This window comes from Cellulomonas sp., assembly GCF_017744555.1.
Classification (GTDB): Bacteria; Actinomycetota; Actinomycetes; order Actinomycetales; family Cellulomonadaceae; genus Cellulomonas.
Map to the genome: position 1 here is coordinate 332,496 of NZ_JAGIBD010000001.1, position 21,757 is coordinate 354,252.

General features: G+C 73.7%; 16 protein-coding genes. 8 read left to right on the forward strand and 8 right to left on the reverse strand.

Annotated elements, in window-relative coordinates; genetic code table 11:
* Window positions 1-77 precede the first annotated feature (77 nt).
* The 3 genes from J7523_RS01555 to J7523_RS01565 all read right to left on the reverse strand — a co-directional run bounded on the left by J7523_RS01555 (window position 78) and on the right by J7523_RS01565 (window position 5,138).
* Window positions 78-2,210, reverse strand: a complete 2,133-nt coding sequence (locus J7523_RS01555) for a right-handed parallel beta-helix repeat-containing protein (protein WP_291881438.1) — start codon at window positions 2,208-2,210, stop codon at window positions 78-80.
* A 198-nt stretch (window positions 2,211-2,408) separates the two neighbouring features.
* Window positions 2,409-3,398, reverse strand: a complete 990-nt coding sequence (locus J7523_RS01560) for a DUF6492 family protein (RefSeq protein ID WP_291881439.1) — start codon at window positions 3,396-3,398, stop codon at window positions 2,409-2,411.
* Window positions 3,399-3,524: 126 nt separating this feature from the next.
* The gene (locus tag J7523_RS01565; protein WP_291881440.1) at window positions 3,525-5,138 is read right to left on the reverse strand and encodes a right-handed parallel beta-helix repeat-containing protein; all 1,614 of its coding nucleotides are present in this window, start codon (window positions 5,136-5,138) and stop codon (window positions 3,525-3,527) included.
* Between the two features lie 278 nt (window positions 5,139-5,416).
* Here J7523_RS01565 and J7523_RS01570 point away from each other — a divergent pair, with 278 nt between their 5' ends.
* Both J7523_RS01570 and J7523_RS01575 read left to right on the forward strand, forming a co-directional pair.
* Window positions 5,417-6,946 carry a sugar transferase gene (locus tag J7523_RS01570; protein ID WP_291881442.1) on the forward strand — a complete coding sequence of 510 codons (1,530 nt, stop codon included), beginning with the start codon at window positions 5,417-5,419 and terminating at the stop codon, window positions 6,944-6,946.
* Between the two features lie 42 nt (window positions 6,947-6,988).
* Window positions 6,989-9,076: an acyltransferase family protein gene (locus J7523_RS01575; protein WP_291881443.1), complete on the forward strand. Its 2,088-nt coding sequence runs from the start codon at window positions 6,989-6,991 to the stop codon at window positions 9,074-9,076.
* 89 nt (window positions 9,077-9,165) lie between these two features.
* On the opposite strand, the gene J7523_RS01580 is transcribed toward J7523_RS01575, so the two are convergent.
* The 4 genes from J7523_RS01580 to J7523_RS01595 form a co-directional block, all read right to left on the reverse strand.
* Window positions 9,166-10,683 carry a lipopolysaccharide biosynthesis protein gene (locus J7523_RS01580; protein ID WP_291881445.1) on the reverse strand — a complete coding sequence of 506 codons (1,518 nt, stop codon included), beginning with the start codon at window positions 10,681-10,683 and terminating at the stop codon, window positions 9,166-9,168.
* A gap of 4 nt (window positions 10,684-10,687) precedes the next feature.
* Window positions 10,688-11,761: a polysaccharide pyruvyl transferase family protein gene (locus J7523_RS01585; protein WP_291881447.1), complete on the reverse strand. Its 1,074-nt coding sequence runs from the start codon at window positions 11,759-11,761 to the stop codon at window positions 10,688-10,690.
* A 108-nt stretch (window positions 11,762-11,869) separates the two neighbouring features.
* The gene (locus tag J7523_RS01590) at window positions 11,870-13,030 is read right to left on the reverse strand and encodes a glycosyltransferase family 4 protein (RefSeq protein WP_291881449.1); all 1,161 of its coding nucleotides are present in this window, start codon (window positions 13,028-13,030) and stop codon (window positions 11,870-11,872) included.
* Window positions 13,027-13,923, reverse strand: coding sequence for a glycosyltransferase family 2 protein (locus J7523_RS01595; RefSeq protein ID WP_291881450.1), 897 nt, complete (start codon window positions 13,921-13,923; stop codon window positions 13,027-13,029). The genes J7523_RS01590 and J7523_RS01595 overlap by 4 nt, the downstream gene beginning before the upstream one ends.
* 173 nt (window positions 13,924-14,096) lie before the next feature.
* On the opposite strand from J7523_RS01595, the gene J7523_RS01600 reads away from it, so the two are divergent.
* The 5 genes from J7523_RS01600 (at window position 14,097) to J7523_RS01620 (ending at window position 18,883) form a co-directional block, all read left to right on the forward strand.
* Entirely contained in the window at window positions 14,097-15,128 is a 1,032-nt protein-coding gene (locus J7523_RS01600) for a glycosyl transferase (RefSeq protein WP_291881452.1), read from the forward strand.
* Between the two features lie 200 nt (window positions 15,129-15,328).
* Window positions 15,329-16,522 carry a DUF1972 domain-containing protein gene (locus J7523_RS01605; protein WP_291881454.1) on the forward strand — a complete coding sequence of 398 codons (1,194 nt, stop codon included), beginning with the start codon at window positions 15,329-15,331 and terminating at the stop codon, window positions 16,520-16,522.
* Window positions 16,519-17,328, forward strand: a complete 810-nt coding sequence (locus tag J7523_RS01610; RefSeq protein ID WP_291881456.1) for a CDP-alcohol phosphatidyltransferase family protein — start codon at window positions 16,519-16,521, stop codon at window positions 17,326-17,328. Before J7523_RS01605 ends, J7523_RS01610 begins: the two co-directional genes overlap by 4 nt.
* Entirely contained in the window at window positions 17,325-18,296 is a 972-nt protein-coding gene (locus J7523_RS01615; protein ID WP_291881458.1) for a glycosyltransferase, read from the forward strand. Before J7523_RS01610 ends, J7523_RS01615 begins: the two co-directional genes overlap by 4 nt.
* A gap of 146 nt (window positions 18,297-18,442) precedes the next feature.
* The gene (locus J7523_RS01620; RefSeq protein WP_291881460.1) at window positions 18,443-18,883 is read left to right on the forward strand and encodes an adenylyltransferase/cytidyltransferase family protein; all 441 of its coding nucleotides are present in this window, start codon (window positions 18,443-18,445) and stop codon (window positions 18,881-18,883) included.
* Window positions 18,884-18,950: 67 nt separating this feature from the next.
* Here the strand turns inward: J7523_RS01620 and J7523_RS01625 are convergent, their stop codons facing one another.
* The gene (locus J7523_RS01625) at window positions 18,951-20,744 is read right to left on the reverse strand and encodes a polysaccharide biosynthesis tyrosine autokinase (RefSeq protein WP_291881461.1); all 1,794 of its coding nucleotides are present in this window, start codon (window positions 20,742-20,744) and stop codon (window positions 18,951-18,953) included.
* Window positions 20,745-20,988: 244 nt separating this feature from the next.
* Here J7523_RS01625 and J7523_RS01630 point away from each other — a divergent pair, with 244 nt between their 5' ends.
* Entirely contained in the window at window positions 20,989-21,693 is a 705-nt protein-coding gene (locus J7523_RS01630; protein WP_291881463.1) for a hypothetical protein, read from the forward strand.
* Window positions 21,694-21,757 lie beyond the last annotated feature (64 nt).

The following is a 21,757-nucleotide window of genomic DNA, read 5'->3' on the forward strand; positions in this document are numbered from 1 at the left end:
GCGGGCTGACCGCGCGAACGACCGACGGCGCCGACCCGGGATCCCGGGCGGCGCCGTCGGTCGTTCGCGGAGAGGGGTCAGCTGCCCCGATGGACGGTGACGACCTTCCCGTCGGTGTACGTGTTGCCGCTGAGCGTGAGCGCGGCCGCGGTGGTGTCGGGGGCGATGATCGCGCAGTCCTTCACGCGGGTGTCGCGCCCGAACACGTTGTTCTTGAACACGAGGCCGGGCGCCGGTCCGCGGCCCTGCTCGGCGATGTTCACGCTGCACCCGCCGCCGTCGATCCAGTTCCCGGACACCACGACGTCGGAGATCGGGCCGAGACCAGGCGAGTACATCAGCGCGGCGTTGTAGGCGCCGGAGATCGTGTTCCCGACGATGTCGATGTTGGTGCCCCGCTGGATCTGGATGCCGTCGTCGTGCGTCCCGTCCTTCGTGTCGGGGGCGACGTCGTAGTGCAGGTTGTCGTGCAGCCAGGACGACTCGATGCGGACGTTGTCACCGGTGATGCGGGCGGTGTCGACGACGTCGTGGATGTTCGACCTCTTCACCGTGATGTTGAACCCGCGGACGCCGTCGATCCAGTACGACGGTGCCGCTGCGAACAGCTCGGAGTTCTCCAGGAGCAGCGAGCCGGACGCGGCGTCCTGGATCACCAGGCTGCGGCTCGACGTCGCGGCGTACCCGCGGACGATCGAGTTGCGGATCGTGACGTTCGCGGCGGACACCTTGACGAAACCGCGGATGTCGAGCGAGTCGATCACGGTGCCGGGCTCGGTGATCGTGAGGTCGCCCTCGTGCACGGTGAGCTGGGTGCCGGCCGGCACGCCCGTGTTCGTCGAGCTCGGCTTGCCACTCGTGGTCGGCGTGCTGGTGGGGGTCGGGGTCGCCGTCGGCTTGGGGGTGGTGGTCGGCTTCGGTGTCGCGGTGGCCGTCGCCGTCGGCGTGGGTTTCGGCGTCGGGGTCGGCGCCGGCGTCTTCGTCGGGGTCGGGGTCGGGGTCGGTGTGCTCCCGCCGGTGGTGACGGGTGCGACGACCCAGCCGAGCACCTCGGGGGCGACGCGCGTGCTGGCCCCGGTGTTCACGAGCGTGACGGACGTGTTGCCGGAGCCGCCGAGCGCGACGACCGCGTCGCCGTACGCGGGGGCGTCGGGAGAGGCGGTGAGCAGGGCGGTCGTGCGGCACCCGGCCGACGCGGTCGTGCCCGGGCACAGGGTCACGACGCTCGGCCGCCACGCGCCGCTGGCCCGGACACGCAGGTGGACCGCGGTGGCGCCCGTCGGGGGCGTCAGCGTGATGGTGCTGGTGCCCGTCGGCCCGAGCACGCGGGCCGCGAGGGTCGGCGGCTTCGTCGAGACGACCGTGCGGCCGGCCGACGGGTTCGTCGAGGCGCGCACGTAGAAGCCGTCGAGGTCGAGGTCGAGCGTCGCGGTGCCGCCGAGGTTGAAGAGCTGGATCTGGTTGCCCGCGCTGCCGCCGAGCGGCACCACGACGGACGCCTGGCGTGCGCGCCGGGGGTGGGGGTTGAGCGCGGTGGTCCCCGAGCAGCTCGGTGAGGCGCCTGCGGCGCACGCGGCGACGTTGGTGGACGTCGCGCCCGCGGCAGAGCTGAGGCGCAGCGCGACGGCGGTCGCGCCGGCGGGCACCGACGGGATGGTGACCACGGTGGTCCCGCGGTCGACGAGCGTCGTGCCCGTCGCGAGCCGGCGGGGCTCCTGCGGAACGTACAGCGAGTTCGCCGGCGACGTGGACTGGCTGGTGTCGACGGTGTAGCCGCGCAGGTCCGCGTAGACCTTGGCGGCCGCGCTCGTGGTGAGCGTGACGCGCGGGTCTGAGGTCGTGATCGGCACGGACACCGTCAGGGTGCCGAGCTCGTCGGTCGACGTCTTGACGAGCGGGCCGGCGCAGGAGCGGGCGGTCCCGGCGCACACGGCCACCTCGGTGGCGGTGCTTCCTGCGGACGCGGTGACCTGCAAGGTGACGGCGGTCGTGCCGACGGGCACGTCCGGCAGCGTGACGGTGGTGGCGGCGCCGGCGGCCAGCGACGTGCCCTTGAGGACGCGCACGGGGTCGGCCGGGCGGAAGGCGGTGACGGGGGCGGAGCTGGCGCCGGTGGCGACGAGGCCGGTGAGGACGACGGCGAGGCCGCTCGTGAGCGCGACGAGCGCGGACAGGTGACGGGGGCGGCGTGCGGAGTGTCGTCCTCGCATGGGGCCTCCAGGTGGCAGAGGGAGCAGTGGACATCGGCTCCGGAGGGCGGTGAGAAGAGCCGAGGCGTGCCGCCACCCTAGGAGATTTCACCCGTACGGCCGAACATCGGACGATTCGGGCGCCCCGTTATCACTTCGTGATCGGCCCTGACCTGCGCGAGGGCAAGTTGAACGCTTGTCCCGGATGCTGAGACGGATTCAGGGGCTCAGCTTGCGCGCGAGCGACTTCCGGGTACGTCGCAGCACGGTCAGTGCACGCGGTGGGAGGTCGCGCACCTGCTGCCGGCGGCGCTGGCGGTCGTGGTCCTGCCGCAGCCGCAGCAGGAGGTCGGCACCGGCGGCCCGGTCCGTGACGAGCCCCCGCTCGGCCCAGAAGGCCCCGAGCACGTCGCGCGCCTCCGCGTCGAGCAGCGGCACGGCGTCGCGGTGCACGCCGAACACCGGCACGCCTTGCGCCGACGCGATCACCCCGCGCACGCCGTCCGCCGTCGCGGCCCGCGGCCACACGACCGGGTTCACCGCGTCGGTGAGCTCGTAGAGACCGTCGAGCGTGCCGTCCCGCCGCACGAGCCATCCGGCGTACAGGAAGAACTCGGTGAGCTCCTGCGAGACGAACTCGCGCGCGAAGGAGCGGCCGGACCGCGCCTCGATGTCCGCGACCATCTCGCGGACCACCGTGGTGTCGAGGGTGAACGGTGTGACGGTCGCGGCGAACCGGTCGACGTGCTCGGACGGGTCCAGCCCCAGGTAGGTGAGGACCCGCTCGAGCGAACCGCGCAGCGGGTGCTCGCGGTAGCTGTACCCCCGCACGCGGATCCGGCCGTCGGGCGCCTCGAAGAACGAGTCCTGCGGCGTGGTGACCAGGTGGTTCTTCGCGTCGAGCGTGACGTACCGCGGTGTCTCGACGAGCCCCGCGACGGCCAGCTTGAGCACCTGCTGGCTGCGCCAGCCGGACACCGTCGGCAGGTCGCACACGTCCGCCGGCCGCAGGATGCGCACGCGCGGCGCCCACGGACCGTAGGCGTCGAGCAGCGTCTGCGGCGACCGCAGGCCGCGCCGGGTGTTGTCGAGCACGACGACCTGGTGCCCGAGGTCGTCGGGCACGTGCACCGCGAACGAGCGGGCCTGCAGGTGGAGCAGCGCCAGCTCCGCCTCGAACACCGGCGTCACGAACGTCAGCGGCTCCACCGTGTCGTCTCGCCACCCTCTCGCACGTCGATCCCCAGGTCCTGGTCCGGCGGAGCATATCGGGCACCGACGACGACGGGCCCGTCCTCGCGGTGTGCGAGGACGGGCCCGGGGTCAGGGGCTGGGTCAGCCCTTCTTGACGACGATCGCCTTGCCGTCGGTGTCCACGTTGTTGGTGTACGTGGTGACCGCGGTGGTGGTGGCGGGGGAGATCACGTTGCAGGCCTTGCGGCTGTCGGTGCCGAACGTGTTGTTCGTGAACGCCAGGCCCTGGATCGGACCCTTGCCCGACTCGGCGATGTTGATGGTGCAGGCGCCGCCGCCGAAGTAGTTCTTGTCCATCGTGACGTTCGCGACGATGCCCGAGCCCTGGGTGAACATCATGGCCGCGTTGTACGCGCCCTCGATGCGGTTGCCGGTGATCTTGATGTTGGTGCCCTTGACGATCTGGATGTTGTCGTCGTGGGTGCCGTCCGGGTGGGACGGGTCGTTGTCGTAGTGCAGCGTGTGGTGCAGCCACGACGACTCGAGGGTCACGTTGTCGCCGTAGATGTGCATGGTGTCGATGACGTCGTGGATGTTGAGGCGCTTGGCGGTGATGTTGCTGCCGCGCAGCCCGTCGACGTACCAGTTCGGGGTCGCGTTGTAGAGCTCGGAGTCCTCGATCGTGAGCGAGCCGGTCGACTCGGAGGTGACGAGGCCCTGCGCCGTGGTGGTCGACACGCCGCGCACGATCGAGTTCTTGATCGTGACGTCCTTGGCCTTGACCTTGACGAACCCGCGGATGTCGAGCCCGTCGATGACGGTGCCCGGCTGGGTGATCGTGAGGTTGCCGTTGTAGACGGTCAGCTTGGTGCCGACCGGGACGCCGGTGTTGGTGGCGTCCGGCATGACGGTGCCGGGAGCAGCGACCTGACGGTCGATCACGCGGGGCGACGTCGTGGGCCCGGCCCACAGGTCGGCGTAGCGCGCGACCGTCTGTCCGGCGAGCGCGGGCGCGTAAGTCGTGAAGCCGACGCCGCCGGCGCTCTGGAGGTTGGCCGTGGTGTCGGTCGTCGAGAGCGTCCAGTCGGCGGGCTCGGCGGTGCCGGCAGCCCAGACCTTGGCGCGCAGCTGCGTCGTGCCGGAGCCGGTCACCTGGAACCGGACCTGCACGTCCTTGCCGGGGGTGATCGACAGGGGCGTGGTGGACGTCGCGATCGACTTCGCGGCCGTCCCGTCGACCCGCAGCAGGGACGCGACGGTCGTGCCGTCCGTACCGACCTTGAGCTTGACGCGGTAGCCGGAGCTGTCGTCGATCGCGCGGCCGACGACGTAGAGGTCGGACGTGCCGTTGGTCGGCTTCGACGCGATGCCGACGCGCGCCTGCACCTCGGTGTCCGTGCTCGGCGCCGTCGCGAGGCGCGACGTGTAGTTGCCGCCCGCGGTCGGCATCGTCATGGTGCCGTAGCCATTGGCGACGTTGAACGCGGCGGCGGTCCCGGCGTGCGTCCAGGTCCCGGCCTGGGCGTCCGTGCCCCAGCCGGCGCTCGAGGTGCGGCCGAACGAGTCGACGACGTACGGCTGCAGGCTCGCGTCCGCGCTCGGCGACATCGCGGTCGACGAGGTCGCGGCGCTCCAGGCCGAGGCCGAGGTGGTGCCGATGGCGACGAGGCCGAGGGCAAGGGCTCCGGTACCGGCCGCGGTGAGCATGCGGCGGGCGGTGGGGCGGGTGCCGCGGTGACGGCGCGCTGAAGACACGAAAATCCTCCTGGTGGGGGTCTCACTCGGGTCTGCGACCGCGCCGTGGCCCCGTCGGCGGGGCCGGCGCTGGGGCGGGTAGCCCTGGCCGCGATGCATCCAGTATACGCATTCGTGTATACACGGATTCGCGGGTACAAAGTCCCGTATTCCCGGCCGTTCGCCCCGACGGGGGAGAACAGGGGTGAAATCGGACAAGTAGTGACGGAAGCGGACGAACAGAGCGCTAGCCTCCGAAGAGCCGCCACCACTTCACGTCCGCGTCGCTTGGGGGACACATGACGCTCACGGCAGACCGGGGAGGTCTGGGCCCGACTTTCGAGCGGGAACGCCGCGCCCGTTCCCGCGAACCGCGCCGGTCCTGGGCCTCGCCGCAGCCGTTCGTCCCGCGACCCACGCCGTACAACGGGCCTGGTCAGCGCGCGCACCGCTGGTCGGCCCGCTCGCGCCGCTACCGCGCGCTCATCGTCGTCACCGACGCGCTCGCCGCCGGCCTCGTCGCCGCCGCGCTGCTCCTCCCGCGCCTCGGCGTCGACCCGGTCGCGTTCCGTTGGTCACTCCTTGCCGCCGTCGCGTTCCCGGTCTGCATCGCGCTTGCCCGGGGATACGAGACGAAGCGGCTGGGGGTCGGGGTCGAGGAGTTCCAGTCCGTCGTCGCCGGGGGCGCGGCCGTGGCTGGTCTCGTCGTGATCCTCGCGTTCAGCTTCAACGCCGACCCACCGCGCACCACCGTGTTCATCGGTGTCCCGCTCGCCACGGCGCTCGCGTGCGGCCTGCGCTACGTCGCGCGCAAGCGGTTGCACCACCGCCGCGAGCACGGGCTCGACATGCAGCGCACGCTCGTCACCGGCTCGGTGGCGAGCGCGTCACGTGCCGCGTACGACCTGTCGGCCGCCGCCTACGAGGGCTACGAGGTCGTCGGCCTGTGCCTGCCGTCCGCGGACGACGAGGCCCCGCTGACCGACCTGCCGGTGCTCGGGGGCATCGCGGACACCGCGCAGGTGGTCGCCGACTACGCCGTCGACGTCGTCATCGTCACGGGCAGCGTCCTGTCCGGCGACGGCCTGCGTCGCCTCGGCTGGGCGCTCGACCGTGCCGGTGCCGAGATGGTCGTGATGCCCGACCTCGTCGAGGTCGCGAGCCCTCGCCTCACGCTGCGGCCCACCGGGTCGCTCCCGCTGCTCGAGGTCGAGATCGCGCCGCCGCGGCGCCGCATGGTCGCCAAGGCCGCGATGGACTACGCGATCGCACCGCTCGTCGTGCTCGCGTTCGCGCCGATCGTGGCGGTCCTGGCGCTCGCCGTGCGGCTCACCACGCCGGGTCCGGCGTTCTACCGGAACACCCGTGTGGGCGTCGACGGCCGCACCTTCACGATGTGGAAGCTGCGGACCATGTACGTCGACGCCGACCAGCGCCGCGCGGCGCTCGCCGCGAGCAGCGACGGCAACGGCGTGCTGTTCAAGATGCGCGACGACCCCCGTGTGACCCCGCTCGGCCGGCTCCTGCGCCGCTACTCCCTCGACGAGCTGCCCCAGCTGTGGAACGTGCTGCGGGGCGACATGTCCCTGGTCGGTCCCCGGCCGCCGCTGCCCGGCGAGGTCGACGTGTACGAGGACCGCGTGCACCGGCGGCTGCGCGTCAAGCCGGGTCTCACCGGCCTGTGGCAGGTCAGCGGACGCTCCGACCTCGACTGGACGGAGTCGGTCCGGCTCGACCTGCGGTACGCCGACAACTGGTCGCTCGGGATGGACCTCATGATCCTGTGGAAGACGGCCCGGGCGATCGTCCGACCGAGCGGTGCGTACTGAGCCGTGACCGTCGAGGCGCCGTCGACACCCGCTACCCAGCCCGTGCCTGACCCGCCGGGCTCGTCGTCGGCGCTGCGCACCCGCGCCGCGCGCGGGGCGGTCAAGCCGGAGATCCAGGCGCTGCGCGCCGTCGCGGTGCTGCTCGTGCTGGCCTACCACGTCGCCCCCAAGGGGCTGCCCGGCGGGTACGTGGGCGTCGACGTGTTCTTCGTGATCTCCGGGTTCCTCATCACGGCGCACATCGTCAAGCCGCTGCGGCGCGGGACGCTCACCGTCGGCGGCTTCTACGCGCGACGCGCGGTGCGCCTGCTGCCCGCGTCGATGCTCGTGCTCCTGGTCACGCTCGTGAGCACCTGGCTGTTCGTGCCGCGCAGCCTGTGGCCCCAGTTCGGCCGGCAGATCGCGGCGAGCGCGCTGTACGTCGAGAACTGGGTGCTCGCCGGGAACGCGACCGACTACTCCGCGCCGGCCGCCGACGTCAGCCCCGTGCAGCACTTCTGGTCGCTGTCGGCCGAAGAGCAGTTCTACCTCGCGTGGCCCGCGCTGCTGATCGTCGGCAGCATCGTCGCGGCCCGGTGGCGCCGGTGGCGGCGCGCGTACCTGGCGGTGCTCGCGCCGCTGGCCCTCGCGTCGCTCACGTGGTCGGTGCTCGCGACGGCCGGCGAGCCCGCGTCGGCGTACTTCATCACGACGACGCGGGCGTGGGAGTTCGCCGCCGGCGGCATCCTCTGGCTCGTCGTGCACCGCGCCGCGACCCTGCCCGACCCGGTGCGTGCGGCCGGCAGCTGGGCGGGTGCCGGTCTCATCGCGGCCGCCGCGTTCGCGTTCTCGTCCCGCACGCCGTTCCCCGGCTGGGCCGCCGCCGTGCCCGTGCTCGGGGCCGTCCTCGTGCTCGCCGCGGGGCTGCCGCGCGCCCGCTGGTCGCCGTCGGGCCTCATGGGCTGGAAGCCCGTGCAGGCCGTCGGTGACATGTCCTACTCGCTGTACCTGTGGCACTGGCCGCTCATCGTGCTGCTGCCGTTCGTCGCGGGCGCACAGCTCGGGCTCGAGGGCCGCGTCGTCGCTGTGCTCGTGGCGGTGCCGCTCGCGTACCTGACCCGGCGCTTCGTCGAGATCCCCGTGCTCGACGCGTACCGGCCGACGGGCGGCGCGTTCTGGCGGCGGAAGTCGACCGTCGGGCTCGCGGTCGCGACCGGGATGGTGCTCGTCGCGGTGCCCGCGTTCACGATGAACACCACCGTCCGGCACCAGCAGACCGTCGCCTGGGACACCCTGGAGCGCGTCGTCGCGAGCCCGCCCGCATGCTTCGGTGCGGCGGCCGTCGACGACCCCGCGTGTGCGGCGTCCGCGGACGACGACCCGACCGACGCCGTGTACCCCGCGCCGCTCATCGGCGACCAGGACGACTTCGGCGTCGTCCACCGCGGGTGCCAGGTCGGCGGCGACACCGTCATCGCGACACCCTGCACGTTCGGCGACCCCGACGGCACCGTGAAGGTCGCCCTCGTCGGCGACTCGCACGCCGCCCAGTGGGAGCCCGCGCTCGCGGCCGTCGCCGAGCAGCGCGGCTGGCAGCTCACCACCTACCTGCGCTCGGGGTGCCCCGTGACGGCGACCCCGCCGCAGGACCGCAGCGCCGCGTGCCGGGCGTGGGAGAAGGACGTCATCGACACCGTCGAGCACGGCGACTTCGACTACGTGTTCACGTCCGCGCTGTCCGCCACGCACTACGGCGGCGACGGCGGCGTCGAGGGTTTCGTCGACGCCTGGACGCGGATGGGCGGGTCCGGGGCGCGCGTCGTCGCGCTGCGGGACAACCCGGACCCGACGCAGGCGGGCGTCCAGAGCACGCCGGCGTGCGTCGAGGACCGCTCGGCCGAGGCGTGCGGCACCTCGCAGGACGTGAGCCTGCTGCCCGACCCGCAGGTCAGCGCCGTCGAGGAGACGCCGGGCGCCGCGCTCGTCGACCTCACCGGGTACTTCTGCCAGGACGGCACATGCCCGGCCGTGATCGGCGACGTGCTGGTCTACCACCAGGACCAGCACGTGACGATGACGTACATGACGACGCTCGCGCCGATGCTGTCGGAGGCGATCGACGAGGCCGTCGGGCCGGTCCCCGGGTCCTGACCGGTCCCGTGCGCCGAGCGCTCTGACCGGTCCGCGCGCGCTCCTGACCGGTCCGCCCCACACGGGCGCCGGCCCGTCGGTCGCGCTCGTCAGGCGGCCGCAGGCACCTTCCGCGGCCCGCCGCCCGAGCGGGCCAGGTGCACGACGTCGACGACCTCGCGCACGTCGCGCCGGATCAGCGGCACCGCGAGCCACACGAGCCCGAAGAACGCGAGCGACGCCCCGAGCGCGACGAGCAGCGCCGGCCACCGGCCGTCGACGAGCGTCGACGCGTACCAGCCGACCGCGGCGCAGGCCCCGAACGCGGCGAGCGTGCGCAGCGCCCCCGTGAGGAGCGCGCGCAGCGGCACGGGAGTGTGCCGGGACAACCACCACAGCGACAACGGCCACGCGAGCATGGGGGCCACGGCGTACCCGGCGGCGACGCCGACGACTCCCCACGTGCTGCCCACGACGACGCACGTGATCCGGATGGCTGCCGAGACGAGCGTGTAGCGGAGCAGCACGCCGGTCAGCCCGGTCGCGAGGTACACCCAGTAGCCGACGTACGCGAGCGTCTGGAACATCCCGGCCGCGGCGAGGAACCGGATCAGCGGGATGACGCCGGTCCACTGCGGGCCCAGCAGGATCTGCGTGAGCGGCTCGGCGGCCGCGATGACGAGGCTGAGCCCCGCGACGAGCGTGTAGGCGAGCGCGAGCTGTCCGCGGCGCACGAACTCGCCGAACCGGACGGTGTCGTCGCGCAACCGGCTGAGCACCGGCAGGGCGACGGTCGTGGTGGGTGCGCGCAGCTGCGTGAGGGGCTGCATGAGCAGCGAGAACGCCCGGTTGTACAGACCGAGGCTCACCGTGCCGAACCGCACGCCGATCGTGAGCGAGTCGACGTTGTTCGACGCATACCCGACGAGCTGGGTGCCGAGCAGGTTCCAGCCGAACTTCAGCAGGCCGCGCATCGGGACGTGCCGCCGCGGGAGGCCCGGCAGCCACCGGCCGACCACCACGACGCCAGCCAGCAGCACCGCGGCGGTGGTGAGCTGCTGCACCACGAGCGCCTCGTACCCCGCCCCGTTCACCGCCATCAGCACCGCGACCGCGAGCGCCACCGCCGGCCCCGCGATGTCGATGAGTGCGAGCTTCGCGAACTGCATGTGCCGCGTGAGGCTCGCCCGGTACTGGGTGGCGAGCCCGTTGAGCAGGAACGTCAACGACAGTGCGCGTGCGATGCCCACAAGGTCGGGCTCGTCGTACAGGTCCGCGATGAGCGGGGCCGCGAGGAACGTGGCGAGCGCCAGGACCGCACCGATGCCGGTGTTGAGCCAGAACAGGTTGTCGCGCTGGTGGCGGCTCAGCGTCGTCGCCTGGATCGCCGCCGACGACAGGCCGAAGTCGCGGAACAGGTCGCCGACCCCGACGACCGTGAGCACCATCGCGAGCAGGCCGTAGTCGTGCGGGGACAGCAGGTGAGCCAGGACGACGACCCCGCCGATCTGGATCGTCATCCGCACGGCCTGCCCGCCGAGCGTCACCATCGCGCCGCGCGCGGTCCTGCGACCGAGCCCCGCGGTCGGGGCGATGGTGTCGGGTGCCTCGGGGGCGGGGTCCGTCACGGCGTCATCCGAGCTTGCGGAGCGCAGCCTCGGCCGGGCCGAGGGCGGCCTCGGCGCGCTCGCGGACGGCGGCGACACCGTCGAGCAGCGCGGAGTCGGCCGCGAGCCGCAGCACCTCGTCGACGGGTGCGGTCGACGTGCGCAGGTCGATCGTCGCGCGCCAGCCGAGGTCGTCGAGCAGCGGCTCGAACTTGCGGGAGTAGGCCAGCGGGATCGCAGGCGTGCCGACGGACAGCGCGTTGAGGCACGCGTGCATGCGCGAGCCGACGACGAGCCGGGCCGACGCGACCGCCTCGCGGACGTCGGCCAGGTCGGTGGGCACCAGCACGTCGACCCCGGCGTGCCGGTGCGCGATCTCGGTCACCACGGGGACGTCGTCGTCCACCTTCGACGACGACAGCACGTGGGCCAGCAGCGTGACCTTGCGTCCCTCGGCGACGAGGCCGTCGATCAGCTGCTCGACCGTCGTGCGGTACCCGCCCGCGTCGACGTGCGGCCCGGGGTTCCAGAGGAGGCCGGACACGTTGAGCAGCACGTCGCGGGTGCGCTCGACGGTCGGCACGGGCAGCGCGAACACCACGTCGGTGGTGAGCACGTCGGCCTCGCGGCCGAGCGCCCGCGCCCCCTCGGCGCTCACGTGGTCGCGGGCCATCACCGTGGTGGCGCGCCGCAGCGTGTGCTTCGCGAGCGCACGGCCGCGACGGGTGCCGAACGGGCCGATCGTCTGGGGTCCGAGCACCACCGGCACACCCGCGCGCACGGCCAGGTCGGACAGCGCCGTCATCGCGGTGAGGCGCTGCAGCCCGTAGATGTCCGCGAAGCTGTCTCCGGACCGGGTGTCCACCACGAGGTCGTACCCGGCGAGCCACTGCTTGAGGCCGTGCCGTCCCGTGACGTGCTCGCGCACGAGCGGACGCCAGCCGCCGATCGGCACCGGCGCCGCCCCGCGGCCGAAGTTCTGCAGGTCCACCTCGGCGTCCGGGAAGGCGCGCCGTACGAGCGCCGCGCTGCCGTGCGCGAGCGCACGGACACCGAGGTTGGGAGACCGGTCGTCGGCCCACAGGACGAGTGCGCGCACCGAATCCCCTCTCCGGGTGCAGGTCGGGGCGACCCGCGCCCTCGACCGGACGAATCTACCCAAACACGGCGTGCCGCCCGGGCAGCATCCGGGTGAACTTCGCCTCGATCAGCCTGTGATGTCTCGATCAGTCGTGGCGTCGTCGAGCACCTCGTCGAGCACGGCCAGCAGGCGCTCCGCGTACCGGGTCGTCGAGAAGCGGTCGTGCGCGTCGGTCTCGCCGGCCCGCGCGAGCGTGGACCGCAGCCCGTCGTCGCGCAGCAGCGTCGCGATGGCGCCGGCCAGCGCGGGGGCGTCGTCCGGCGGGACCAGCAGGCCCGTGTCCCCGTCGCGCACCACCTCCGCGAGCCCCTGCGTCCGGGAGGCCACCACCGGGCGGCGCGCGAGCATCGCCTCGACGGCGACGTTGCCGAACGGCTCGACCCGGGACGGCACGAGGACCACGTCGCTCGCGGCGAGCAGGTCCCACGTCGGGTGCACGTAGCCGAGCAGGTCGACGCGGCCGGCGAGGTCGGCGCGTCCGGCGCGCGCCCGGAGCTCCTCGACGAACCACTCGTAGCCCTCGAACGGCGTCCCGGCGACGGACAGCCGCACGTCGAACCCGTCGGCGGCGAGCAGCGCGACGGCCTCGACCGCGACGTCGGTGCCCTTGCGCGGCGACAGCCGGCCGACGACCGCGAGGCGCCACGGGTCGCCGTCGACGTGCGACGCGTCGGCCGGCTCGGACGCAGGTGCGGGCACGCCGTTGTGGACCACCTCGATGCGGGAGGCGAGCCGGGGGAGGGCCCCGACGAGCACGGCGGCGGCGGCCGCGCTGTTCGCGACGACCCGGCGGGCGAGGAGCAGGGGCGCCGCGAGGCCTGCGGCGACGACCCGGCCGCCGTCCTCGGCCTCGTGCACGTGCGCGAGCACCGGCACCCCGGCGAGTCGACCGGCGAGCGCCCACACGGGGATCGTCACGGTGTTCACGTACAGGACGTCAGGCCGCTCACGGCGCAGCCAGCGCGTCGCCCGCACCGTCGCCGTGAGCGACCGCCACAGCAGCCCCGGCAGGCGCAGCGGGTGCAGCAGCGCCTTGCGCAGCACCGGGAACGGGGCGACGCGCACGGTCGCCCCGCGCTCGCGGGCCAGCGGGACCAGCGGCCCGCCGGCAGGCAGCACCAGGTCCACCGTGCCGCCGCGCCCGACGATCGCGCTGATCGACTCGAGCAGCTGGCGGTCCGACCCGTACAGGTCGGGCGACGGGTGGGCGACGACGACACGCGTCATGCGGTCACTCCTCGGTGGTCGCGGTGGTCCCGGCGGGCGAACCAGAGGCCCTCGGCGGTGCCGCGGGCGGCCGCCCAGATCGGTCCCGGCGAGCGCAGCAGCTGACGTCGTCCGCCGCGAAGCACCACCTGGCGGGCGTACCCGATGGACCGCAGCGCCCACGCGCGCACGGTCGGCCGGTCGAGGTTGCGGGCCGCGAACACGAGGCGGCCGCGGCAGTTGTGCCGGTAGTAGAGGTCGGACTTGCGGCGCGTGCCCGCCGACTCCTGCGTGCCGCCCACGTCGTGCACGGCCGTGAGCGCGTGCTCGACCACGAGGCGGCCGCCGGCGGAGCGCACGCGGGCGGACAGGTCGATGTCCTCCCAGTACATGAAGTACGCGTCGCTGAACCCGCCGACCCGGCCCCAGAGCTCGTCGTGCAGCGCGAGGCACGCGCCCGTGAGCCACTGCGGCGTGGGGCCGACGAGGTCGGGGCGTGTGCGCGTCCGTCCGGTGGCGACGTCGAGGGCGCCGCCCGCGAACCACACCGAGCCGTCGGGCCGCAGGATGCGCGGGCCGACGAGCGCGAGGGGGTCCCGGCGGGCCGCGCCGAGCAGGCCGCGGGCCGTCGCGGGTTCGAGCTCCAGGTCCGGGTTGAGGACGAGGAACGCGTCGCACCCGAGCTCCCGGGCGCGTGCGACGCCGCGGTTGACGCCGGCGCCGAAGCCGTCGTTCGGTGCGGCCACGAGCTCCCAGCCGTGCGCGTCGGTCACGCGCCGGACGGCCGCCCTCTCGTCGTCCGTGGACCGGTTGTCGACCACGACGACGCGGGCGTCGAGCCCGTGCGCCGTCGCGGCGAGGTTCTGCTCGAGCAGGGCGTGCGACCGGTGGTTGACGACGACGAGCGCGTCCACCGTCCACCTCCCCGTTCGGCGGGCGCCGCCGAGCGCCCGCGCGTCGGCGCAGGTCGCAGGGCCCCCCTTGGTCGTCCTGGTCGGGAACTGTATCCACCGATCGCCCGCCCGGGGGAGCGGTCGCGCGGGTGATGATCGGTACGATCCGGACGTCCCGACCCCCAGGAGGTGCCGTGGTCGACCCCGCTCCCGCGTCCCGCCCGGACCGGCGTCCGCGCGTGCTGCAGTCGTTCGCCGAGCCTGGCCCGACCACCAACCCGCACCTCGTGCTGCTCATGCGCGCCCTGCGGCGGAGCGTCGTCGTCGAGACGTTCTCGTGGCGCCGCGCGCTGCTGTCCCGGTACGACGTGCTGCACGTGCACTGGCCCGAGGTGGTCGTCACCAAGACCACCCGGCTTCGCACGCTCGCGGCCGTCGCGCTGTTCGCCGCGACGCTCGTGCGGTGCCGGCTGCGGCGCACCGCGGTCGTCCGGACGGCGCACAACGTGGCGCCGCACGAGCACCTGCCGTGGACCACGCGCGCGGTGCTCCGCCTGTGCGACCGGACGACGACGTGGTGGATCCGGCTCAACCCGACCACGCCGCTGCCGCCGGGGTCCAGGGCGACGACCGTGCCGCTCGGCGACTACGGCGACTGGTACGCGGCGCACCCCGAGCCGGACCCGGTCGCCGGGCGGCTCGTGCACGTGGGCATCGTGCGGCCGTACAAGGGCGTCCTCGAGCTCGTCGGCGCGTTCCGCGAGGTCGACGACGACGCCGTGTCCCTGCGCATCGCCGGCCGCCCCGGTTCGCCCGCGACCGCTGCCGAGGTCGCCGAGGCGGCGGCGGGCGACCCTCGCGTGCAGGTGGCGCTGCGGCACCTCGACGACGCCGAGCTCGTCGCCGAGGTCGGCGCCGGTCAGCTCGTCGTCCTGCCGTACCGGAACATGCACAACTCGGGGGCCCTGCTGCTCGCGCTCACGCTGCGCCGGCCGGTGCTCGTGCCCGCGAACGCGGTGACGGACGCGCTCGCGGACGAGGTCGGACAGTGGTGGGTGCAGCGGTACGACGGGCCGGTCACGGGTGCCGTGCTGTCGTCCGCGCTGGCCGCCGTCGCGGGTGGGCCGCCCGCGCCGCCTGACCTGTCCGGCCGTGACTGGGACGTGCTCGCCGAGCGTCACCTGGAGGTCTACGCCGAGGCCGTCCGGGCGGCCCACGGACGGTGACGTCAGAGGGTCCGTGACCGTCGCGGCGCCGCGGCCGCGCCCGGTGCGTGCGCCGGGCCGATCCGGCGCCGCGTGCGCGTCGCAGCAGGTCCGACGGGGTGAAGCGCGGGCGAAAAATGTCCCGGTAGGTACCGTTCGTCCGATTGCTTGGGGATACTCGACCCGTTCACCACCGACGTCCAGGTTCGAGGAGTCACGCCTTGTCGCACGCGGTCCCCCTGCACGTCGCGCTGGTCGGGACCCGTGGGGTGCCCGCCCGGTACGGCGGCTTCGAGACCGCGGCCGAGGAGATCGGACGGCGCCTCGTCGAGCGCGGCGTACGCGTCACCGTGTACTGCCGGACGGCCCGCGACGAGCCTCGCGACAAGCAGTTCCTCGGCATGGAGCTCGTGCACCTGCCGGCCCTGCGCAAGCGCTCCCTCGAGACCCTGTCGCACACCGGCCTCTCGGTCGGCCACCTGCTGGCCCACCGCGTCGACGCGGCGATCCTGTTCAACGCCGCGAACTCGCCCTGGCTGCCCGGCCTGCGCGCCGCCCGCATCCCCGTCGCGACGCACGTCGACGGTCTCGAGTGGAAGCGCGCCAAGTGGGGTCCGTCGGGGCAGCGGTACTACCGGACGGCCGAACAGCTCGCGGTGCGCTGGTCCGACGCCCTCATCGCCGACGCCGTCGGGATCCAGGACTACTACCGCGCCGAGTTCGGGGTGCCGACGGAGCTCATCAGCTACGGCGCCCCTCGACTCGTCGACCTGCCGCCGACGCGGCTGAGCGAGCTCGGCCTCGAACCGCAGGGCTACCACCTCGTCGTCGCGCGGTTCGAGCCCGAGAACCACGTCGACCTCGTCGTCGAGGGGTACGTCGCGAGCGGCGCGCACCTGCCGCTCGTCGTCGTCGGCTCGGCGCCCTACGCCGACGAGTACACGGCCCGCATCCACGCCCTCGCGGACGACCGGGTGCGGCTGCTCGGCGGCGTGTGGGACTCCGAGCTGCTCGACACGCTGTACGCCCACGCCCGGACGTACCTGCACGGCCACTCCGTGGGCGGCACCAACCCGTCGCTGCTGCGGGCCATCGGCGCGGGCACCGCGACGGTCGCGTACGACGTCGGGTTCAACCGCGAGGTGCTCCGTCAGGACGGCCGGTACTTCGCGACCCCCGCGGATGTCGCCACCCAGGTCGAGGCGGCCGAGGCCGACCCCGACGACTGCCTGCGTCGCGGGAAGGCGCTCGCGGTGCGCGCGCTCGACTACGACTGGGACGTCGTCGCCGACCGGTACGAGGACCTGGCCCGCCGGCTGGCGTCCCGAGACCTCCGCCGCACCCGCGGGGGAGGCCGTCGCAGCGGTCAGGGCACCGCCGCCGTGAGCAGCCGGGTCCCGGCGGAGGTCGCATGAACCCCACGTATCGTCAGGCGCTCGCGCAGCTGCGCGGTGCGCAGAAGCCGGCCGCCCGCTCGGCCCCCGCGTACTCCCGGTTCGTCAACCGCCGCTGGGGCCGCTACCTCGCGGCCGGTGCCGCGTCGCGCGGTCTGTCGCCCGACGCGGTCACCGGCATCTCGGCCCTGTGCACCTTCTCCGGCATCGCGGTCCTCGCGCTCGTGCCGATCTCGGTCGGGTCCGGCGTGCTCGTCGCGTTCCTGCTCGCGCTGGGCTACGCGTTCGACTCCGCCGACGGCCAGGTCGCACGCCTGCAGGGACGCAGCTCGACGGCGGGCGAGTGGCTCGACCACGTGGTCGACGCGGCGAAGTCGGTGATCCTGCCGCTCGGGCTCGGCGTCGCGCTCTGGCGGTCCGACGCGGTCGACGACCGCTGGGTGGTCCTGCCGCTCGTCTCCACGGTCGTCACGAGCGTGCTGTTCTTCGCGATGATCCTCACCGAGCAGCTGCGCCGGGTGCACGGCGTGCGGTCGCGCGCGGACGTCGACCCGGGGTCGCGCTCGTGGGTGCGGGCGCTGCTCGTGATCCCGATGGACTACGGCGTGCTGTGCTGGTCGTTCGTGCTGCTCGGGTTCCTGCCCGTGTTCCTCGGCGTCTACACCGTCATCACCGCGGCGTCCGGGCTGTTCCTGCTGCTCGCGGCGGCCAAGTGGTACCGCGAGCTCGCGGCGCTCGACGCGGTCCGCGCGACCGCCGGAGCATCGCAGACCGCCGTCCCGCCCGGCGCGTCCGGTTCGCCGTCCGCCGAGCAGGTGCCGGCATGACCCACGCCCCGGAGACCGCGCCCGCCGCGGAGGCGGGCGCCGCCCCGGCCGCGACCCGCACGCTGCGGGTCGTCGTCGCGATGCTCACGTACAAGCGGCCCGACGACCTCGCCGCCGCCGTGCCCGCGCTCCTCGCGCAGGCCGGGTCCGTGCCCGACGACGTCCGGCTGCTCGTCGTCGACAACGACCCCGACGGGTCGGCGCGCGCCTACGTCGAGGCGAGCGGCGCCGACTACCTGCACGAGCCGCGGCCCGGGATCGCGGCCGCGCGCAACGCCGCGATCACCGCGACGGGCGACGCCGACGTGCTCGTGTTCATCGACGACGACGAGCGTCCGGTCGACCGGTGGCTCGCGCTGCTGCTCGCCACCTACCGCGAGACGGGTGCCCCGTGCGTCGTCGGCCCGGTCGTCTCCGAGTTCGCCGTGCAGCCCGACGCCTGGGTCCGCGCCGGCCGGTTCTTCGACCGACGTCGGTTGCCGACCGGCACACCGGTGACGGTCGCGGCGACCAACAACCTGCTGCTCGACGTCGCGACGCTGCGCCGCACGGGCGTGCGGTTCGACGAGGCGTTCGGCCTGAGCGGCGGCTCGGACACGCTGTTCAGCCGCACGCTCGTGGCGCGCGGCCTCCGCATGGTGTGGTGCGACGAGGCCGTCGTCGTCGACGTGGTGCCCGCGGACCGGTCCACCCGGGCGTGGGTGCTGCACCGTGCTCGTCGCAGCGGGAACTCGGCGAGCCGGTGCGCCGTGGCGCTCGCCGGCAGCGCTGCAGGCCGGACCCGCGCACGCGTGCGTGCGGTGCTCGAGGGGTCCGTGCGCGTGGGCGCCGGCGCCGCCCGGACCGCGGTCGGCGCGGTGCTGCGCTCGCCCGAGCACGACGCCCGCGGGCGCCGGACCCTCGCGCGAGGCACCGGCATGGTGTCCGGTGCGGTCGGCCACGTCGTCTACGACTACGCACGCGGCTAGGGGAGCTCGGTGAGTGCTGTGAGTTCACCCGGAAGACGCCTATCGGTCATGTCGTATTTGTCTGTAACGTCCCCTGCAATCGACTTCGTCGGTGAGCCCTCGATGGCGCGGGTGTTCGTCACCATCTCGCAGAGGAAGGCTCGCGCATGATCACCGGCTACGCGCCCGGTGCCTACGACCTGTTCCACGTCGGGCACCTCAACCTCCTGCGGCACGCCGCCGCGCGTTGCGACCGTCTGATCGCCGGTGTCGTCGACGACGACACCCTCGAGGTCACCAAGGGCATCCGCCCGGTGGTCCCGATCGCGGAGCGCATCGAGATCGTCCGGTCCATCAAGCTGGTCGACGACGCCGTGGTCGAGGACGTGCCGAGCAAGCTCGAGATGTGGGAGCGGCTGCGGTTCGACGTCATCTTCAAGGGCGACGACTGGCGGGGCACCGAGAAGGGCCGCAAGCTCGAGGCGATGTTCGCCGAGGTCGGGGTCGAGGTCGTCTACTTCCCGTACACGATGCACACGTCGAGCACCGCCCTGCGCCGGGCGCTGTCGCGGCTCGACGGAGCGGTGTACGCGAGCGCGGGCCAGTAGGCACGAGACGCGCAGAGGGCGGGACCGGTGGCCGGTCCCGCCCTCTCGTCTGTCCGTCGCCGGCAGGTCAGGCGATCTCGACCCCGCTGGGCAGGTGACGCGCGGCGACGTCCGGGCCGGACCCCGACGTCGCGCCGGCAGGCACGGGCGCGGCCGCGGCGGGAACGGGCTCGTCGTCGGGGTCGGGCTCGTGGTCGGCAGCGTGCTCGTGGCCGTCGACCGGAGCGTGGTCCGGGTCGTCGGTGTGCGTGTGCCGGCCCGCCGGCTCGTCCGGTGCCGCAGCCGTGTCGACGTCGGGAGTGGCGCTCCCGTTCGACGACACCCGGTCCGACCCCACAGGCCGTGTACCCGACGGGACCGCCGGTGCACCCGACACGACCGCCGGGTCCAGGGGCTCCGGCGTGGCGGGGACGTCGAGCACGGCGGATGCCGGCACCACGGGCACCTCGGACGTCTCGGGGGAGACCTCGGCGGGCCCGCCCTTGCCGCCCCGGCGCGGCAGCCGCGGCCGGCGCCGCGGCTCCATGTACCCGTACGACGTCGCGCGACGCTGGCGCGGGCCGCCGTTGAGCACGAGGCCCAGGCAGGGGGCGCCGAGCGTGTCGAGCGTGGTGAGCGCCTCCTGCAGCCCGTGGCGGTCGACCTTGCGTGCCCGTGCCACCACGATCGCCCCGTTGGTGCGGCGGGCGAGCACGGCGGCGTCGCTGACGGCGAGCAGCGGGGACGTGTCGACGATGACCATGTCGTACGTCGCCTTGGCCTCCTCGAGGAACGCGGCGATCGCGACCGAGTCGATGAGCTGTGTCGGGTTGGGCGGCACGCGGCCGGCCGTCACCACGTCGAGGCCCTCGATGCCCCACGGCTGGCGGACGTCGGCGAGCGTCGCCTTGCGGGCCAGGATCGTCGTGAGCCCGACCTCGCCCTCGAGCCCGCAGATCCGCGCGACGGCGGGACGGCGCAGGTCGGCGTCGACGAGGAGCACCCGGCGACCGGTGTCGGCGAGGGCGAGCGCGAGGCTCACCGACGTCGTCGACTTGCCCTCGCGGGGCACGGTCGAGGTGACGACGAACGCGCGCACGGGGTCGGTCGAGTCGAGGAAGTCGAGGTTGGCCCGCACGCGCCGGTAGGCCTCCGCGAGCGCGCCGCGCGGGTGCTCGATGATCGTGCGCGGCCCCTCGCTCGAGATGGACCGGTCGTACGGGATGAGCCCGAGCAGCGGGCGTGCGGGCTCGCGCGGCAGGTCGCCCGCGCCGCGGACGCGCGTGTCGAGCCGGGCCCACGCCAGGGCGATCGCGAAGCCGATCGCGAGCCCGAGCGCGCCGCCCGTCGCGACGAGCAGCTTGGTGTTGGGGGAGAACGGCACGCCCGCGGGGGTGGCCTCGCCCACCATCGTGATCTTCACGCTCGCGACGCCGTCGGCGGACGTCGGCGACAGCGTCTCGACGGTCTCCGACAGCTGGTTGGCGACGGCGTTCGCGATGTCGGACGCCCGCTGGGCGCTCCTGCTCGACGCCGAGATCTCGATGAGCATGGTGTCGAGCGGGGCCTCGGCGTGCACGACGGACGCGAGCTGCTTCGCCGAGACGGGCAGGTCGAGCTGCTCGGCCACCGGCTCGAGCACGGCGGGCACGGTCGCGAGCTGCACGTACGACTCGACGAGGTTGCGGGTGTACGTCGACCCCTGCACGAGGTCGGCCACGGTGTCGCCGCGCGCCAGGGACACGAACACCTTGGCGGTCGAGCGGTACATCGGCGTGCTCGCCTGCGCCTGCTGATACCCGATGCCGGCGCCGAGGACCGCGAGCACCAGGATGACCCACCAGCGCTTGCGCAACGCGGCGAGGTACTCGCCGATCTCCATCCGACACTCCTTCGGTCTCGCCACGGGCCGTGCGGCGGGGGGTGACAGCCGCGGCCCCGGGACGACCTCCCCTCGGCCCTCCGGTCGTCGAACGCTACGGGGGTAATGCTGCAATTCTGGCACCAGTGCCGGAATTCACCCGATTGTCGGCAGGGTGAACAACGGTTCTGCACGCCTTGTCCACACCTACACTGACGCGGCGGCGCCGACCCGGGCGCCCCTCCTGGCGGACGGCGGTTGGTGCATGAGCGACGAGACGGTTCCCACCCCCGGCCGGCCGGCCTGGGTCCTGTGGACCGGCGCCGGCGTGCTGGTCGTCGCGGTCGTGCTCGCGGTGGTCCTCCTGGTGCGCGGCTCGGGCGACGAGGCGGCGGGTGCCCCTTCGCCGAGCGCGTCCTCGACCGCGAGCGACGCGTCACCGTCCACGTCCGCGTCCGCCGCGCCGTCGTCGTCGTCGTCGTCCGAGCCTCAGCCGTCCACCACCGAGCCGGGCGACGCCCAGGCGCAGCCCGGGATGCCGGGTGCGACGCCCGGTCCCGACGGCCGTCCGACGGCGCCGCCGGTCGCGCTCGACGCGCAGGCGCAGCCCGCCGACGGCGTCACCGCGCACCTCGTCTCGATCGAGCCCGTGACCGGCGAGGCCACGCTGCCCGGCGAGGTCGGCGGCCCGTCGCTGCGGTTCACGGTCTCGGTCGCCAACCGGTCCGGTCCGGCGCTGGACCTGTCGGCCGCGGTCGTCAACGCCTACTCGGGCGACGCGCTGTCGCCCGCGACCCCGCTGCTCAAGCCCGGCGGCCAGCCGTTCCCCGGTGAGGTCGCCGCGGGCGGGTCCGTCACGGGCGTCTTCGTCTTCAACGTGCCGCCGGCCGAGCGCGGGCACGTGCGGCTCGAGGTCGACCTCGCGCCCGACCTGACGGTCGTCCTTTTCGAGGGTTCCGTCCCCCAGTAGGGGGATTCACCCGATCTGGACGACAGTTCACCCGGGTGCTTATGACCCCATATGTCCGAACTCA